The organism is Microbacterium sp. Z6_144, assembly GCF_057197625.1.
Genome location: NZ_JBXVPT010000001.1, coordinates 2,495,300 through 2,511,838 on the forward strand (window position 1 = coordinate 2,495,300; position 16,539 = coordinate 2,511,838).

Sequence of the window (16,539 nt, forward strand, 5' to 3'; positions counted from 1 at the left end):
TCCGTCGTCGCCGGTGTCAGTCTAGGAACAGGGCGCGGAGCCGCTTCGTGGTGAGGACCAGCCCGATCGCGATCATCACGGCGTAGTACAGGACGTGCCACAGCATCCCCGCGCTCAGTGCTCCGGTCGTCAGGCCCCGGATGAGTTCGACCCCGTGCCACAGCGGCAGGGCCTGCACGATCCACTGCACCACCTCCGGGTACACCGTGATCGGGTAGAACGTCGCCGAGAAGAGGAACATCGGCAGCATCACGAAGTTGATCCAGTCCATGTGCTGGAACGTCTTCATGTAGCTCGTGATCGCCATGCCGACGCTGGCGAACCCGAACGCGATGAGGACGACGGCCGGGAGGGCGAGGATGGCGGTGGGGGCCAGGTTCAGGCCCAGCAGCTGCATGATGATCATGAAGCCGGTGGCGTAGAGCAGCCCGCGCAGGAGCGCGTAGAGGATCTCGCCCAGGGCGACATCCAGCGGCCCGAGCGACGTGGACAGCATCCCCTCGTAGAGCTTGCCGTAGTTGAGCTTGAAGAAGACGTTCCAGGTGGAGTCGTAGATGGCGCCGTTCATCGCCGACACCGCCAACAGGGCCGGAGCGATGAACGCGGCGTAGGGCACGTCGACGCCCGCCGACGTCTGGACGTCGCCGACCAGCGCGCCCAGGCCGATGCCCATCGACGCCAGATAGAGGACCGGCTCGAAGAATCCCGACAGCACGACGATCCAGCTCGACGAACGGGCGGCCAGCAGGCCCCGCTGGACGACGGCCTGGGGGTTGCCCGCCCACAGGGCGCGCACCCCACGCCGGCGGCCGGCGGTCTCGGGCGCGGCGAGGGCGGTCATCTGGCGAGTCTCCGTTCGAAGGTGCGACGGCCGAGCACATAGCCGATGACGGCGAGCACGATCAGGTAGGCCAGGTGCAATGCCCCGGTGGGAAGGTCGACCGGGCCGTACGTGGCCATGCGACCGAGTTCCGTGGCGTGCCACAGCGGCGAGATCCAGCCGATCCACTGCAGCCACACGGGCAGCGTCTCCAGGGGGTAGAACGTTCCCGAGAACAGGAACATCGGCATGAAGATGAACCGCTGCACCAGGGCGAACTGGCCCTTGTCGTCTTCGATCGACGCGGCGTATGCCATGAGGGGGATGCCGAAGCTCACCCCGGCGAGCACGCCCACGGCGATGGAGATCCACCCCGTCTGCGGGTGCGGGACGGCACCGAAGACCCAGATGAACAGGTAGTACGCCGCGACGGCGACGAACATGCGGGCCACGGCGCCGAGGATCACGCCGTGCGCGATCTGCGCCGACGCCAGCGGCGAGGCGTTGAAGCCGTAGAAGTACCGCCGCCACTTGAATCCGGCCATGACGGGATAGGTGAACTCCTCCGACGCGACGGCGATCGCGGCGGTCATGAGGAGGGCGGGTGCGATGAAGACGAGGTAGGAGACCGGCTGGCCGCCGTCGTCGATATCGCTCTGGATGAGGGCTGCCAGGCCCAGGCCCAGGCCCAGGAGGTAGAGGATGGGCTGCCCCAGCGCGCCGAAGAGGATCGTCCAGCCATACGCGCGCATCGCGCGCACCATGTGCTCGGTGACGTACCACGAGCCCCGAGCCCGCGGTTTCCGCCCCCACTCGAGCGCTTCGGCCCGCAACTCGTCCAACGAGGGGTGGATGCGCGCGTCCCCCGCGCCGGGCGCCTGGCTGAGGGTCATTCGACCAGCGACCTTCCGGTCAGCCGAAGGAACACATCCTCCAGGCTCGAACGGCGGACGAGGGACGTGATCGGCTGCAGGCCCAGCGCGGTGACGCGCTCGAGCGCCGCCTCGCCGTCGGCGGCGTAGATGAGCACGCGATCGGGGAGCACCTCGACGCGCTCGCCGATGCCCTGCACCTGCTCCGCGGCCTGCTCGTTGCGATCGGAGCCGAACCGCACCTCGAGCACCTCACGGCTCGAGTGCTCGCGGATCAGGGAGGACGGGGTTCCTTCGGCCATGATGCGGCCCTTGTCCACGACGACCAGTCGATCGCACAGCTGCTCGGCCTCATCCATGTAGTGCGTGGTCAGCACCAGGGTGGTGCCCTGCTCCTTGAGGCGGAACAGGCGATCCCACAGCACATGGCGGGCCTGCGGGTCGAGGCCGGTGGTCGGTTCGTCCAGGAGGAGGATGCGGGGGTCGTTGATGAGACCCCGTGCGATCGTGAGGCGCCGCTTCATCCCGCCGGAGAGCTGGTCGACCTTGCTCTTGGCCTTGTCCTGCAGCTGGGCGAAGGCGAGCAGCTCGTCCGCCTTCTGCGCGCAGACCTTCCCGGGGAGTCCGAAGTACCGCCCGTAGATGTAGAGGTTCTCCCGGGCGTTCAGCTCGCCGTCGAGGTTGTCCTGCTGCGGTACGACTCCGAGGCGCGAACGGATCTCCGGACCGTGGCTGTCGGGATCGAGGCCCAGGATGCTGAGGTCACCGGCGGTGCGGGTGGATACGGCGCCGATCATCTTCATGGTCGTGGACTTGCCCGCCCCGTTCGGCCCGAGGAGGCCGAACGACTCCCCCGGCGCGACCTCGAAGGACAGTCCATCGACGGCGAGGAAGTCGGGCTTGCCCTTCACCCGGTACGCCTTGACGAGGTTGCTGGCTCGGATCACCGCTTCTGGCACCGCACCACCCTATAACCGCCGCTGACACGCTCATCGCGTGCTTCCGGGGACAGGTTCTGCCGGCTCACGGTGCTCCGAGGCGGCGGAAGCTGACCCCTGAGGCCGCGACAGATGGCGCGTCAACATCGATTGACATTGCAGCGGCGTGTCAACTAGTGTTGACGCATACAGGAGGGAATGCTCGTGACCGGAAACGACATCCGCACCGCTCTCGGAGCGGCACCCGACCGCGAGCCGATCGCCGAACTGCACCGCCTCGCCGAGGTGCGCCGTGAGCTCGCCCGCGCGGAGGAAGTGCAGGTGCGCCGCGCCCGCAACCAGGGATTCTCCTGGCAGGCCATCGCCGGAGCCCTCGGCGTGTCCAAACAGGCCGTGCACAAGAAGTACGGTCGAAAGTAACCCCACCCGAACGAGGAACCGATGTCCACCTCAGCCCCTGCCCGCGCGCGCCGCGGGCGCCGCGCGCAGCCGGAAGGGCCGCGCGCCACCCTTCGCCAGCTCCTGCCGTTCCTCCTCGAACACCGTCGCGTGTTCGTCGTGGTGGCGATCCTCAGCATCCTCGGCGCGGCCGCCACGCTCGCCCAGCCGCTCCTCGTGGGCGAGGTGATCGCGCGCGTGCAGGGCGAAATCGACCTCGGCGCCCTGATCTGGCTCGTCGTGGGGCTCGTGGTGGTGTCATCGGTGATCTCCGGCTACCAGCACTATCTGCTGCAGCGCACCGGCACCGCAGTGGTCTACTCCAGCCGGAGGCAGTTGATCCGCCGCATCCTGCACCTCCCGATCAGCGAGTTCGACGCCCGCCGCACCGGCGACCTCGTCTCGCGCGTGGGCACCGACACGACGCTGCTGTACGCCGTCCTGACGCAGGGGCTCGCCGACGCCGTCGGCAACCTGCTCATCTTCCTCGGCGCACTCGTCGCCATGGCACTGATCGACCCGGTGCTCTTGGCGCTCATCGTGCTCGTCCTCGGCCTCTCGGTGCTCACGGTCGTCCTCCTGAGCGGCCGCATCCGCACCGCATCCACCGAGCAGCAGGTCAAGGTCGGGGAGCTCGCATCCGCCGTCGAACGTGCCGTCGGCTCGATCCGCACCGTGCGGGCCGCGGGAGCGACCGAGCGTGAAACGACCTCGGTCACGGGCCTGGCGACCGAGGCCTACGGCGTCGGCATACGGATCGCGAAGGTCTCGGCCCTGGTCGTCCCCGTCGCCGGCATCGCGTTGCAGGTCTCGCTCCTGGTCGTGCTCGGAGTCGGCGGGTTCCGCGTCGCCTCCGGCGCGATCGAGATCTCCGGCCTGATCACGTTCATCATGTTCCTCTTCCTCCTCATCGCGCCGCTGGGATCGACCCTCGGCGCGATCACCTCCGTGAGCCAGGCGCTCGGTGCTCTCGGCCGCATCCAGGAGATCCTCGACCTGCCCACCGAGACGGATGCCGACTCCCCCGACCCCGCCGCCGTGCCCGATCCGCAGGCGCCGGCGATCGCGTTCCGCGACGTGCGGTTCCGGTACCCCGAGAACGTCGTCCAGGCGCGTGAGGCGGCGGCCAAGGAGGCGCGCGCGGTGCTCGAACAGGTGCACGTCGAGCGCCTCCCCGATGAGGAGGACGGGGCCGAGGACGCCGCGGAGCGCGACGTGCTGCGCGACGTGCTGCGCGGCGTCTCGTTCGACGTCCCGCGCGGCGCACGCGTGGCGCTGGTCGGGCCGTCGGGTGCCGGGAAGAGCACCGTGCTGTCGCTCGTGGAGCGGTTCTACGACCCCACGGGAGGCCGCATCCTCATCGACGGCGTCGACGCGCGCAGCCTCGACCGTGATGCGCTGCGGGCGCGCTTCGGCTACGTCGAACAGGATGCTCCGACCCTGGCGGGCACCATCGCCGACAATCTCCGGCTGGCCTCCCCCGAGGCGAGCGATGCGGAGTGCGCGGCGGTGCTGCGCGCGGTGAACCTCGGCGATGTCCTCGAGCGGAGTCCCCTCGGCGTGGACGCGCCCGTCGGCGAGGACGGGGTCATGCTCTCCGGCGGAGAGCGTCAGCGCCTCGCGATCGCCCGCGCACTGCTGGCCGCTCCCCCGGTGCTGCTCCTGGACGAATCCACCTCATCCCTGGACGGGGTCAACGAGCAACGGATGCGCGAGGCCATCGACGCCGTGGCGACCGGGCGCACCCTCCTGGTGATCGCCCATCGCCTGTCCACCGTGGTCGACAGCGACCTCATCGTCGTGCTCGACCACGGGCAGGTCGTGGGGGCGGGCACCCACTCGGAGCTCGTCGCATCCACCCCCCTGTACCGCGAGCTGGCGAAGCACCAGCTCCTGGTGTGAACCGCGCACGCCCGAGAGGAGCGCTTCTACGAGCGGGAGAGGCTCCTGCCCGCCGCGCAGCCCACTGCGCGGAAGACTTGACCTGGAGTGCACCCCAGCCCATAGCGTGGCATCCAATCGGTCCGCACACCCGCCGACCGAGTGATTCGGAGGATGCGACCATGTCCCAGTTCATCGAGCCCGACGACACCCGCTATGACGAGCGCTCCCGCGCGCTCGTCGCCGTCGGCCGCGAAGCCATCGCCCACGAGAACGCGGAAGCGCTGCGGGCCTACTTCAGCTCGGACTTCCAGTTCCACGGTCCGGACGGCGACCTCGATTTCGCCGCGCTGGCGGCCTACTTCGCGCAGATGCGCCAATCCTTCACCGGCTACTACTGCGAGCGCTACGAGATCGTCTCCGCCGGCGACTTCATCGGCTGCCGCACCGAGATGGGCGGCACCTTCACCGCGCCGTTCGCCACCCGGTTCGGCACCGTGCAGCCCCACGGCAAGACGGTCACGCTGTCGCTGATCAACATGTTCCGCTATGACGCCGACGGCAAGCTGGCCGAGGAGTGGGTGGCGTACGACAACCTCGAGTGGATGCGCCAGCTCGGCGTCGACCTCGTCCCCGCGCAGTCCTAGCCGCCCGCCCCGGCGAGAAACGACATCCCGGCTGAGACGCCACGCGCCGCGTGGTTTCTCGTCCGGGATGTCGTTTCTCGGCGTGTGGCGGGGCCTCAGGCTTGCGCGGCCTTCGCGGCCTTCAGGCGGTAACGCAGCGAAGCCAGCTCGGCATTCAGCGGAGCGGGGATGCGGCCACCGAAGGTCGCGTAGAACTCCTCGGTGAGGTCAGCCTCCTGCAGCCACGAATCCGGGTCGACGGCGAACAGCTCGTCGAGGTCGGCCTCGGGGACGTCGATGCCGTCGAGGTTGAGGTCCTCGGCGCGCGGGATGCGGCCGATGGGCGTCTCCACCGCTCCGGCCTGGCCCTGGATGCGGCGGATGATCCAGTCGATCACGCGGGAGTTCTCACCGAATCCCGGCCACAGGAACCGGCCGTCGGCGCCCTTGCGGAACCAGTTCACCTGGAAGATGCGGGGGGCCCGGTCGAACCGCAGCGTCTGCCCGACCTTCAGCCAGTGCCCGAAGTAGTCGGCCATGTTGTAGCCGCAGAAGGGGAGCATGGCGAACGGGTCGCGGCGGAGCTCGCCGACCGTTCCCTCGGCCGCTGCGGTCTTCTCCGAAGAGATGGTCGACCCCAGGAACACGCCGTGGGTCCAGTCGGTCGCCTCCACCACGAGCGGCACGTTGGTGGCGCGGCGGCCACCGAAGAGGATGACATCCAGCGGTACGCCCTCCGGAGCCTCCCAGTCGGCGGCGATCTGCGGGCACTGCGCCGCGGCGACGGTGAAGCGGGAGTTCGGATGCGCGGCGGGACGTCCGCTGTCGGGCGTCCAGGCGTTGCCCTCCCAGTCGGTCAGGTGCGGCGGAGCGTCGTCGGTCAGCCCCTCCCACCACACGTCGCCGTCGGGGCGCAGCGCGACGTTGGTGAAGATCGTGTTTCCCCACAGCGTCTCCACGGCGGTGACGTTGGTCGACTCACCCGTTCCCGGCGCAACGCCGAAGAATCCCGCCTCGGGGTTGATCGCCCACAGGCGCCCGTCCGCGCCGGGACGGATCCAGGCGATGTCGTCGCCGAGGGTCTCGACGCGCCAGCCCGGAATGGTCGGTCGGAGCATCGCGAGGTTGGTCTTGCCGCACGCCGAGGGGAACGCCGCGGCCACGTGGTACGCGCGACCGGCCGGATCGATGACCCGGATCAGCAGCATGTGCTCGGCCAGCCACCCCTCGTCGCGGCCGATCACCGAGGCGATGCGGAGGGCGAAGCACTTCTTGGCCAGGATCGCGTTGCCGCCGTAGCCCGAGCCGTACGACCACACCTCGAGGGTGTCGGGGAAGTGGACGATGTACTTCTCGTCGTTGCACGGCCAGGGGACATCGGCCTGGCCCGGCGCGAGAGGGGCGCCCACCGAGTGCACGGTCTTGACCCACGGGTCGCCCTGGGCGATCCGCCCCAGCACCTCGGGGCCGACGCGGGTCATGATGCCGATCGAGGTCACCGCGTATGCACTGTCGGTGACCTGCACGCCGATGTGCGACAGCGGACCGCCGACCGCCCCCATCGAGAACGGCACGACGTACATCGTGCGTCCGCGCATCGACCCCTCGAAGACTCCGTCGAGCGTGGCGCGGATCGTCTTGGGCGCGATCCAGTTGTTCGTGGGGCCCGCATCCTCTTCCAGCTCGGAGGCGATGTAGGTGCGCGACTCGAGACGGGCGACGTCGCCCGGGTGCGAGCGCGCCAGGTACGACCCGGGCCGCCACTCCGGGTTGAGCTTGAGGAGCTTGCCCTCGTCCACCATCTGACGCAGCAGCGCATCGTTCTCGGCGCGCGAGCCGTCGACCCAGTGGATGCGGTCGGGCTGGGTGCGCGCGGCGATCTCGTCGACCCACGCCACGAGCGCGTCCATCCCGGGTCCGCGCACATCCGGGCGCTTCCCGAAGCGGCGCAGAGCCCCCACCGAAGCGCGGGTGGGACGGCTGCTGTGGATCTCGGCGAGAGCCATGGATGCTCCTCCAGGTCGAGGTTCAGAAAGGGTGTCTTGTTCCACCTTGGCCGGTCCGCTCGCCTCTTTCCGAACATTCGAGCGTCAAGAGTTGCGGTTCTTTCGCTACGCTAAAGGAATGGCTCCCCCCGCGATCGAACTCGCCACGCTCGGCCACCGCATCCGCCACCAGCGGCTCACCTCGGGCTTCACACTGGACGAGCTGGGCGCCCTCGTGGGCGTCGCCGGCAGCCAGCTCAGCCTGATCGAGAACGGGAAGCGGGAGCCGAAGCTCTCACTGCTGCAGGAGATCGCCCGGGCCACCGGGACGGAGGTCGCCGATCTGCTGTCCGCCGAGCCGCCCAACCACCGGGCGGCCCTGGAGATCGAGCTGGAGCGCGCGCAAGGGGGATCGGTGTTCCGGCAGCTGGGCATCCCGCCGATCAAGGTCACCAAGGGCGTCAGCGATGAGACGCTCGAATCCATCCTCGGTCTGCACCGGGAACTGCAGCGACGCGAGCGGGAGGCGATCGCCACCCCCGAGGAGGCGCGCCGCGCGAACACCGAGCTGCGGTTGCGGATGCGCGAGCGGGGCAACTACCTGCCCGAGATCGAGAAGCTCGCCGAGAAGCAGCTGAAAGCCGCCGGCCACCTCGGCGGCGCGCTGACGCACCGCTCGGTGAGCATCATGGCCGAGCAGCTCGGCTTCGAGCTCATCTACGTCAACGACCTGCCGCATTCGGCTCGGTCGGTCACCGACCTCGAGAACGGCCGCATCTACCTGCCCCCGGCATCCATCCCCGGAGGTCACGGTCTGCGGTCGATGGCGCTGCAGGCGATGGCCCACCGCATCCTCGGGCACAAGCGCCCCAACGACTACGCGGACTTCCTCCAGCAGCGCTTGGAGATCAACTACTTCGCCGCGTGCTGCCTCATGCCCGAGACGAACGCCGTGGCCTTCCTCCAGCAGGCCAAGCGCGACCGCAACCTGGCGGTGGAGGACTTCCGTGACGCGTTCGGCGTGACCCACGAAGCCGCCGGGATGCGGCTGACCAACCTGGCAACGGAGCACCTGGGCATCCGGCTGCACTTCCTGCGCGTCGACGGGTCGGGGGCGATCTCCCGCGTCTACGAGAACGACGACCTGCCGCTTCCGACGGATGTCACCGGATCCATCGAGGGGCAGGTGGCCTGCCGCCGGTTCTCGGCGCGGCGGGCGTTCTCCGAGCAGAACCGCACCACGGAGCACTACCAGTACACCGATACTCCGGCGGGAACCTTCTGGTGCTCCACGCAGACCGGATCGACCTCCGACGGCGATTTCTCCATCACCGTCGGAGTGCCCTTCGACGACGCGAAGTGGTTCCGCGGCCGCGAGACGCAACAGCGCGCGGAATCGCGCTGCCCCGACGAGTCGTGCTGCCGCCGTCCCCCCGCCGGCGTCGCCGAGCGGTGGGCGGGGAAGGCGTGGCCGAGCGCACGTGTGCACATGCACATGTTCTCGCCCCTCCCCCGGGGCGATTTCCCGGGCGTGGACGACACCGAGGTCTTCGAGTTCCTGGAGCGGCACGCCGGCAGCTGAGGCTCAGCCGGTGATGAAGGCGGCGTAGCGGCCCAGCGCGGCGGCGACCTCCGCCGGATCGACGGGGGCGAAGAGGTCGGGCACCGGATCATCGGCGTGCCGCCCGACGGCCAGCGAATGGGCCCAGACGCCGGCGACCCGCCCGTGATGGAGGAGGATCGGACGCACGATCCCGTTCTTGCTCGGCCCCACGACCGGGAGGAACTCCGGCGCACAGGGCAGCGTGCGATCGGCGTACGAGAGGTAGTACTCGTCGAAGGGCGGGAGCGCCAGGACGTCGGGGGCGGATGCGACGCGCCGCGGCGCCGCGCCGGCACCGACATACGACGGATCGGGGCCGTCCCCGGAGGCCTCGACCCGGCCGGCGGCGGCGGCCATCGCCGTGCGCGCGGTTCCCAGCGGAAGGCCGGCCCACCAGGCCAGGTCGCGCGCCGTGGCGGGGCCGTGCGAGGCGACGAAACGCGCGGCGAGCTCCGCGAGGGGGTCGGTCGGGATCACCGGATCGGCGATCCACTCCTCGGCCGGCACGAGATACTGCTCGCGCGGGGGCCCGCCCACGCGCGGCACCACCGGCCCCGACACGATCACGCCGCGGAGCGCCAGCACGTGCAGCACATGGATGCCGCGCTGCCCGGCCGGATCGACTCCGCCGCGTTCCAGCACGTCGAAGGCATCCGCCCGGGTCAACCGATTGCCCCCGGCCAGTGCCGCGCGGACGAGCACTTCCCCGCGCGCCAGCGCCTCCTCATCGAGTCCGAGATCGCGGCGGCGGGGCGCGGCGGCCTTCAGCTGGCGGTCGGCCGTGAGCGACAGCATCCAGGCGAGATCGCGCGCCGGGACGATGTGGAGGGTACCGCGCATGGGCCATGCGCGGACGAGCTCTCCCCGGTCGAACGCCGCGTCCACGTCGCTGACCGTCGGCGTCCCGCGTGTGCGCACGGCGAGCGCCCACCGGCCGCCCCAGAACTCCTGGGACTGCACGGCGAGCATGTGGGCGGCCGCATCCGTCACCGAGGCCGCCGGAGCGGACAGCCGGTGCGAGCGGAGTCTGCGGTCGAGAGCCTGCGCGGTGGTCACTGCGCCATCCTGCCCGCCCCCGCGGACAGTGTCTGTCCGCGGGGGCGGGCGGGGGCTCAGGCGAACGGGTTCGCCGTGAGGGTGTACTTCGTCTGGAGGTACTCGTGGATGCCCTCGGCTCCGCCCTCGCGGCCGAGGCCGGAGAGCTTCCAGCCGCCGAAAGGCGCCGCGGCGTTGGACACCACACCCACGTTGAGGCCCATCATCCCCGTCTCCAGCCGCTCGATCATGCGCTGGCCACGGGCGAGGTTCTCGGTGAACACGTAGGAGACCAGGCCGTACTCGGTGTCGTTGGCGATACGCACCGCGTCGTCCTCCGTGTCGAACGGCACGATCGCCAGCACGGGCCCGAAGATCTCCTCGCGGAGGATCTCGCTTCCCGGCTGGACGTCCGAGACGACGGTGGGCTCGTAGAACGTCCCGGGGCCGTCCACGGCAGACCCGCCGGTGGTCACCGTGGCACCGCGTTCGACGGCGTCTCCGACCAGCGCCGTGGCCTTGGCGACCGCGCGGTCGTCGATGAGCGGGCCGATGACCACGCCCTCCTCGGTGCCGCGGCCGATGCGCAGCTCCTTCACGCGCTCGGTCACGCGGCGCGTGAACTCCTCCACCACCGGGCGGTGCACGATGAAGCGGTTGGCCGCGGTGCAGGCCTGCCCGATGTTGCGGAATTTCGCGAGCATCGCCCCGTCCACCGCTTTGTCGAGGTCGGCATCGTCGAACACGACGAAGGGCGCGTTGCCGCCGAGTTCCATCGACGTGCGCAGCACGTTCTCCGATGCCTGCTTCAGCAGTCCCTGGCCCACGGGCGTGGAACCGGTGAAGGAGAGTTTGCGCAGCCGCGGGTCGCGGATGATGCGCTCCGACACCGCGCCGGAGGAGGTGGTGGTCACCACGTTGACGACGCCGGCGGGAACGCCCGCCTCCTCGAGGATCTGCGCGAAGAACAGCGTGGTCAGCGGGGTGAGGGACGCCGGCTTGATGACGACCGTGCACCCGGCCGCGAGCGCCGGAGCGATCTTGCGTGTCGCCATGGCCAGCGGGAAGTTCCACGGCGTGATGAGGAACGCCGGTCCGACGGGATGCTGGGTGACGATCATGCGGCCGGTGCCCTCGGGGTTCGCGCCGTACCGGCCGGACACGTGCGCGGCCTCCTCGCTGAACCAGCGCAGGAATTCGCCGCCGTACGCGATCTCCCCGCGCGCTTCGGCGAGGGGCTTTCCCATCTCCAGCGTCATGACGAGCGCGACGTCCTCCTTGCGCGCCTGCAGCAGGTCGAACGCACGGCGCAGGATCTCCGCCCGTTCGCGCACCGGGGTGGCAGCCCACCCGGGGAAGGCGTCGGCGGCGGCGTCCATCGCCGCCTGTCCGTCGGCGACCGAGGCGTCGGCGATCGAGCGGATCACAGTGCCGGTGGAGGGGTCGGCGACATCCAGGGTCTTGCCGCCTTCGGCCGGGCGCCACTGCCCTCCGATGAACAGCCCGTCGGGAATCGATGCCAGTAGTTCGGCTTCGCGCGCCTCGGTCATGTGTGCTCCTCGATCGTGTTCGGGTCTCCGCTCATTCTGGCCAGCAGAGAGCTCGGCAGCGATGGACGTTGCGTATAACCGCGCTGTCGCGTATAGACGGCGAGGCGACCGGCGTTCTCCCAGTGAGCACGGCGTCCTACTATCGAACACGCGCCGTCTCGCGGCGCGACCTGCCTGAAACGGATGCCCGCATGCCCGACCCCCACACCGCCCGCTCGCAGACCCTCAGCCGGGGCATCCGGCTGCTGGAGATCCTCGCCGGCGCCAGCCGGACCCTGTCCATCGAGGAGCTGTCGGCAGAGCTGGGTGTGCACCGCTCCATCGCCTACCGGATGCTGCGCACTCTCGAGGATCACGGACTGGTCGCACGCGACCGAGGCGGACGGGTCGCCCTGGGCGCGGGCCTGGCGGCCCTGGCGTCGGGGGTCGCACGAGACGTGCAGCAGGCGGCGATGCCGGAACTGGACGAGGTGGCCAACGAGTTCGGGATGACGTGCCTCCTCGCGATGCTCGCCGACGTCGACGAGGCCGTGACGCTGGTCAGCGCCGCCCCACGACGCGCCGGCGCGGTGATCTCCTACCGGCCGGGCCATCGGCATCCGATCACCCGGGGCGGGCCGGGGAAGGCGATCCTGGTGGGGATCCCGCAGAGTGCGTGGCCGAGCACCGTGGATGAGACGCTCCGGGCCGAACTCGAGCTCTCCCGCGAGCGCGGGTACACCGTCAGCGACAGCGAGGTCGTGCCGTCCCTGCGCTCGGTGGCGGTGCCCCTCCATCTCCCCGGCCAACCCCATGCGGCCATCGCGGTCATCCACGTGGAGCTGACCGCCCCCGAGCAGGTCATCGCCGCGCGCCTCATCCAGGCGGGCGAACGCATCGTCCGCGCCTACGGCGGCTGATCCGCGGCGCGCGTCACACCACCGCCGCGCGCTCCCCCCGCAAGAGTGGGGCGAAGAACCCCGCGAGCTCGTCGGTGGCGTCCAGGGGCAGCACGGCCGACACGTACTGATCGGGGCGCACGACCACGATCGCGCCCTCCGCGCCCACGCCGCGCCGCGTGAAGATGTCGTCGGCGGGATCGGCGGCGTACACCTTCTCGTAGTCGATGAGCTGGAACGGCCCGACGCGCGGCAGGAAGACCGGCGGGACCGACCCGAGATCCACCTCGGTGTGCGGGCGGGGGTAGACGACCTTCGCGTCGACCCACGCGTCGCGGTCCGCTCCGGCCGGCGTGGACGCGACCGGCGACTCGGGAGCCTCCGCGAGCCAGGCGGCGAGGCGCTCCACCGCGCCGGAGTTCTGCGCGTCGCCGAAGACGTAGATGCGCCAGCGACCGTCGGCGCGGGCATGGTGGCCGAGCTGCATCGGGTTGCCGTCGCACACCCGGGTCACCGGGGCCGAGTGGAAGCGCTTCCCGACGGGGAACCCGGCGGCACGCTCCTGATGACGCGCCTCGGCCACCAGGATCGATGGGGCGTACCGGGTCATGAAGCCGGCCGGGAACTCCGCCGTCCGCACGTAGAACTCCTCCAGCTCCGACGGGTCGTCGAACTCCTCGGGACGCTTGGCCATGAGCGTTGACCACTGCTTGTCGAAGTCGATCAGGTTCTGCGCGACCACCTGGCGTTCACCGGAGTACGTCGTCAGCAGGCTCTCGGGCGCACGCCCCTCCAGCACATGGCCGAGCTTCCACGCGATGTTGAACCCGTCCTGCATCGACACGTTCATCCCCTGTCCCGCCTTGGCGCTGTGGGTGTGGCAGGCGTCGCCGGTGATGAAGACACGGGGGGTGCGCCGGCCGATCTCGTCCAGGGGGACGTCGTCGAACCGGTCGGTGAGGCGATGACCCACTTCGTACACGCTGTGCCAGGCGACGTCCTTCACGTCAAGACGGTAGGGATGCAGGATCGCGTTGGCGGTGGCGATGATCTGGTCGATCGTCGTGGCCCGGACCGCGGACCCGCCGCCGGCGGGCACTTCGCCGAGGTCGACGTACATCCGGAAGAGGTGCCCGCCCTCGCGGGGGATCAGCAGGATGTTGCCGCCGCCGCCGGACTGGATCGCGCACTTGGTGCGGATGTCGGGGAAATCCGTCACCGCGAGCACGTCCATGACCCCCCACGCGTGGTTGGCCTGGTCGCCCTCCAGACGGCACCCGATGGCCTCGCGGACCCGGCTGCGCGCGCCGTCGGCGCCGATGACGTACTTGGCCCGCACCACGCGCTCGGCACCGGCGCCATCGCCGGCAGTGCGGGCGAGGGTGACCTCGACGGGGTACTCGTCCTCGCCGACGGCGAGCCCGCGGAACTCCCAGCCGTAGTCGGGACGAACCCGGGCAGGCGAGTGCGCCGCGTACTCGGCGAAGTAGTCGAGCACCCGCGCCTGGTTGACGATGAGGTGCGGGAACTCGCTGATGCCCGTCGCGTCGTCAGGGGTGCGCGCGGTGCGGACGATTCGCGAGGGGTCGCTCGGGTCGGGCTTCCAGAACGCCATCTCGGTGATCCGATAGGCCTCGGCGATGATGCGCTCGGCGAACCCGAACGCCTGGAACGTCTCGACGCTGCGCGCCTGGATGCCGTCGGCCTGGCCGATCGCCAGCCGATCGGGGCGACGCTCGATGATGCGCGTCGAGACGCCCGGGAACTGGGCGAGCTGAGCGGCGGCGACCATCCCGGCCGGTCCGCTCCCCACGATGAGCACGTCCATGGTGTCGGGCAGCTCCGCGGGGCGATCGATCCCGGTGCCTGCGGCCGGCTGGACGCGCGGATCGGCGGACACATAACCGTGGTGGTGGAACTGCACGGGATCTCCTTCACGTCATCGTGTCGCGCGTGTTCTCTATGCGAATGCGCTATTCGCATATCGCGCGGAGGCAGAATAGGGCCGGCCCCCGTCCCGCGCAAGCCGCGTACCAGGGGCGCCGCCTATACTGGCGACCGTCCGGCGGGAGTTGCGAGCCGCCGGTGCCCGAAAAAGGGGTACGCAGCCCGCTCCCCGGAGCGCGCGAGACACATACGGCTGATCCGTCCCTGTCTCGAAAGGCCTCGCCATGCCCTCCGTCTCCGCCCACGTCGCCGCCACTCTCGCCCGCCGCATCGACACGGTGTTCGGTGTCATGGGCAATGGCAACGCGTACTTCATCGATGCGATCGAGCGCGACACCCCGGCCCGCTTCGTCGCGGTCCGGCACGAGGCCGCGGGGGTCGCGTCCGCCGATGCCTACTACCGCGCCTCCGGGCGGATCGCCGCCGCGACCGCGACCTACGGCGCCGGCTTCACCAACGCGCTGACCGCCCTCGCCGAGGCCGTTCATGCGCGCACCCCGCTCGTCCTGCTGGTCGGCGACGAGCCGACGTCCGGCCCGCGCCCCTGGGGCGTGGACCAGATCGCCCTGGCCGACGGCATCGGGGCGCGTACGTACAGCGTCGGGCACCGGGATGCCGCGGCCACCGTGACGATCGCCCTGGAGCACGCGCACGCGTACCGGGTGCCTGTTGTGCTGGCGATCCCCTACGACCTCGCCACGCGCGATGCCGGACCCATCCCCGGAGACTTCGAGCTGGAGCCCGTCTCGCTCGTTCCCCCCCGGACGGCGTTCGGTGAGGCGGTGCTGGACACCGTCGCCGCCGCCCTCGCCCAGGCGGAGCGGCCAGTGCTCCTCGGCGGCCGTGGCGCATGGCTGGCGGGGGCCGGCGAGGTGCTCGGCGAGCTGGCCGCCGCATCCGGAGCCCTCACCACCACCACCGCGCTCGGCCGCGGCCTCTTTCCCGACGGCCGGTTCGATCTGGGGGTCGCGGGCGGATTCGGCGCACCGGCGGCCATGGAGCTCGTCCGCTCGGCCGACGTCGTGGTGGTCTTCGGCGCGGCCCTCAACCAGTTCACGATGCGTTTCGGCGACCTGTTCGGGCCCGGCACGCGCGTGTTCCAGGTGGACCTCGCCGAGACGGCGACCCATCCCCATGTCGGCGGCTACGTCCGCGGCGACGCGGCCTCGGCCGCCGGTGCGATCCTGAGCCGCCTCCGCGCCCTCGGCGGCACCCGGTCGGGATGGCGTGACGGCGTGGACGTCGTTGCTGCGCGCCGGCAGGAACGGGGCGACGACCTCGCGCCGGACGGGCGGATGGACCCGCGGGGAGCGGCCGCACGGATCGCCGAGCTGCTGCCCGAGGATCGGGTGATCGTCTCGGACGGCGGGCACTTCCTCGGCTGGTCGAACATGTACTGGCCCGTGGCATCCCCCGATCGCATGATCATGGTCGGCACCGCGTACCAGTCGATCGGGCTCGGGTTTCCCAGCCTCCCCGGCGCCGCCGTCGCCCGCCCGGACTCCACGATCGTGCTCACCACCGGCGACGGGGGCGGGCTCATGGCGCTGGCCGACCTGGAGACGGCCGTCCGGGTCGCCCGAGGCCGAGGCATCGCGGTGGTGTGGAACGACGCGCAGTACGGCGCGGAGGTCAACAACTACGGCGCCAAGGGCCTCGCACGCGAGCCGATGCTGATCCCGGAGGTGGATTTCGCGGGCGTCGCCCGAGGCTTCGGCGCGGAGGGCGTGGTCGTGCGGACGGTCGCCGACCTCGACGCCCTGGCGGCCTGGACCGGACGCCCGGTGGCGGACCGGCCGTTCCTGCTGCTCGACCTGCGGGTCAGCGGCAGCGTCATCGCCCCCTTCTGGCAAGAGATCATCCACGCCGGCTGACCCCTCACCCCCCCCCCCCCCCCCCCCCCCCCCCCCCCCCCCCCACACCCCCCCCCCCCCTCCCCCCCCCCACCCCCCCCCCCCCCCCCCCC

General features: G+C 70.7%; 13 protein-coding genes. 6 read left to right on the plus strand and 7 right to left on the minus strand.

Annotation, left to right across the window (positions count from 1 at the left end; genetic code table 11):
- Positions 1-16: 16 nt before the first annotated feature.
- Genes AC2DGY_RS12110 through AC2DGY_RS12120 form a run of 3 tightly spaced genes read right to left on the minus strand, consistent with a single transcriptional unit; the run spans position 17 to position 2,651 of the window.
- Entirely contained in the window at positions 17-841 is an 825-nt protein-coding gene (locus AC2DGY_RS12110; RefSeq protein WP_484509939.1) for an ABC transporter permease, read from the minus strand.
- A complete protein-coding gene (locus AC2DGY_RS12115; protein ID WP_484509940.1) occupies positions 838-1,713 on the minus strand; it encodes an ABC transporter permease in 876 nt (291 codons plus the stop codon). The genes AC2DGY_RS12110 and AC2DGY_RS12115 overlap by 4 nt, the downstream gene beginning before the upstream one ends.
- On the minus strand, positions 1,710-2,651 hold the full coding sequence (locus tag AC2DGY_RS12120) for an ABC transporter ATP-binding protein (protein ID WP_484509941.1): 942 nt from the start codon (positions 2,649-2,651) through the stop codon (positions 1,710-1,712). The genes AC2DGY_RS12115 and AC2DGY_RS12120 overlap by 4 nt, the downstream gene beginning before the upstream one ends.
- Before the next feature lie 177 nt (positions 2,652-2,828).
- On the opposite strand from AC2DGY_RS12120, the gene AC2DGY_RS12125 reads away from it, so the two are divergent.
- The 3 genes from AC2DGY_RS12125 (at position 2,829) to AC2DGY_RS12135 (ending at position 5,596) form a co-directional block, all read left to right on the plus strand.
- Entirely contained in the window at positions 2,829-3,050 is a 222-nt protein-coding gene (locus tag AC2DGY_RS12125) for an AsnC family protein (protein WP_484509942.1), read from the plus strand.
- A gap of 21 nt (positions 3,051-3,071) precedes the next feature.
- Entirely contained in the window at positions 3,072-4,970 is a 1,899-nt protein-coding gene (locus tag AC2DGY_RS12130) for an ABC transporter ATP-binding protein (RefSeq protein ID WP_484509943.1), read from the plus strand.
- 161 nt (positions 4,971-5,131) lie between these two features.
- On the plus strand, positions 5,132-5,596 hold the full coding sequence (locus tag AC2DGY_RS12135) for an ester cyclase (RefSeq protein WP_484509944.1): 465 nt from the start codon (positions 5,132-5,134) through the stop codon (positions 5,594-5,596).
- Between the two features lie 95 nt (positions 5,597-5,691).
- Here the strand turns inward: AC2DGY_RS12135 and AC2DGY_RS12140 are convergent, their stop codons facing one another.
- On the minus strand, positions 5,692-7,581 hold the full coding sequence (locus tag AC2DGY_RS12140) for a phosphoenolpyruvate carboxykinase (GTP) (protein ID WP_484509945.1): 1,890 nt from the start codon (positions 7,579-7,581) through the stop codon (positions 5,692-5,694).
- 118 nt (positions 7,582-7,699) lie between these two features.
- Between AC2DGY_RS12140 and AC2DGY_RS12145 the strand changes: the two genes are divergently transcribed.
- Positions 7,700-9,142, plus strand: coding sequence for a helix-turn-helix domain-containing protein (locus AC2DGY_RS12145; protein WP_484509946.1), 1,443 nt, complete (start codon positions 7,700-7,702; stop codon positions 9,140-9,142).
- Positions 9,143-9,145: 3 nt separating this feature from the next.
- Here AC2DGY_RS12145 and AC2DGY_RS12150 read toward each other — a convergent pair whose 3' ends face one another.
- Both AC2DGY_RS12150 and AC2DGY_RS12155 read right to left on the minus strand, forming a co-directional pair.
- Complete coding sequence (locus AC2DGY_RS12150) at positions 9,146-10,219, minus strand: winged helix DNA-binding domain-containing protein (RefSeq protein WP_484509947.1); 1,074 nt, start codon at positions 10,217-10,219, stop codon at positions 9,146-9,148.
- 56 nt (positions 10,220-10,275) lie between these two features.
- Entirely contained in the window at positions 10,276-11,748 is a 1,473-nt protein-coding gene (locus tag AC2DGY_RS12155) for an NAD-dependent succinate-semialdehyde dehydrogenase (protein ID WP_484509948.1), read from the minus strand.
- Positions 11,749-11,939: 191 nt separating this feature from the next.
- Here AC2DGY_RS12155 and AC2DGY_RS12160 point away from each other — a divergent pair, with 191 nt between their 5' ends.
- Positions 11,940-12,647 (plus strand): IclR family transcriptional regulator, encoded by a 708-nt coding sequence (locus AC2DGY_RS12160; protein ID WP_484509949.1) that lies wholly within the window; start codon positions 11,940-11,942, stop codon positions 12,645-12,647.
- A 13-nt stretch (positions 12,648-12,660) separates the two neighbouring features.
- Here AC2DGY_RS12160 and AC2DGY_RS12165 read toward each other — a convergent pair whose 3' ends face one another.
- Entirely contained in the window at positions 12,661-14,550 is a 1,890-nt protein-coding gene (locus AC2DGY_RS12165) for an FAD-binding monooxygenase (RefSeq protein WP_484509950.1), read from the minus strand.
- Positions 14,551-14,797: 247 nt separating this feature from the next.
- Here AC2DGY_RS12165 and AC2DGY_RS12170 point away from each other — a divergent pair, with 247 nt between their 5' ends.
- Complete coding sequence (locus tag AC2DGY_RS12170) at positions 14,798-16,447, plus strand: thiamine pyrophosphate-binding protein (RefSeq protein WP_484509951.1); 1,650 nt, start codon at positions 14,798-14,800, stop codon at positions 16,445-16,447.
- Positions 16,448-16,539: the final 92 nt, after the last annotated feature.

Coding starts and splice junctions, on each gene's coding strand:
- AC2DGY_RS12160 (WP_484509949.1), top strand. CDS start 11,940: ATGCCCGACCCCCACACCGCCCGCTCGCAGACCCTCAGCCGGGGCATC.
- AC2DGY_RS12110 (WP_484509939.1), bottom strand. CDS start 841: ATGACCGCCCTCGCCGCGCCCGAGACCGCCGGCCGCCGGCGTGGGGTG.
- AC2DGY_RS12140 (WP_484509945.1), bottom strand. CDS start 7,581: ATGGCTCTCGCCGAGATCCACAGCAGCCGTCCCACCCGCGCTTCGGTG.
- AC2DGY_RS12115 (WP_484509940.1), bottom strand. CDS start 1,713: ATGACCCTCAGCCAGGCGCCCGGCGCGGGGGACGCGCGCATCCACCCC.
- AC2DGY_RS12135 (WP_484509944.1), top strand. CDS start 5,132: ATGTCCCAGTTCATCGAGCCCGACGACACCCGCTATGACGAGCGCTCC.
- AC2DGY_RS12145 (WP_484509946.1), top strand. CDS start 7,700: ATGGCTCCCCCCGCGATCGAACTCGCCACGCTCGGCCACCGCATCCGC.
- AC2DGY_RS12155 (WP_484509948.1), bottom strand. CDS start 11,748: ATGACCGAGGCGCGCGAAGCCGAACTACTGGCATCGATTCCCGACGGG.
- AC2DGY_RS12125 (WP_484509942.1), top strand. CDS start 2,829: ATGCTCGTGACCGGAAACGACATCCGCACCGCTCTCGGAGCGGCACCC.
- AC2DGY_RS12170 (WP_484509951.1), top strand. CDS start 14,798: ATGCCCTCCGTCTCCGCCCACGTCGCCGCCACTCTCGCCCGCCGCATC.
- AC2DGY_RS12130 (WP_484509943.1), top strand. CDS start 3,072: ATGTCCACCTCAGCCCCTGCCCGCGCGCGCCGCGGGCGCCGCGCGCAG.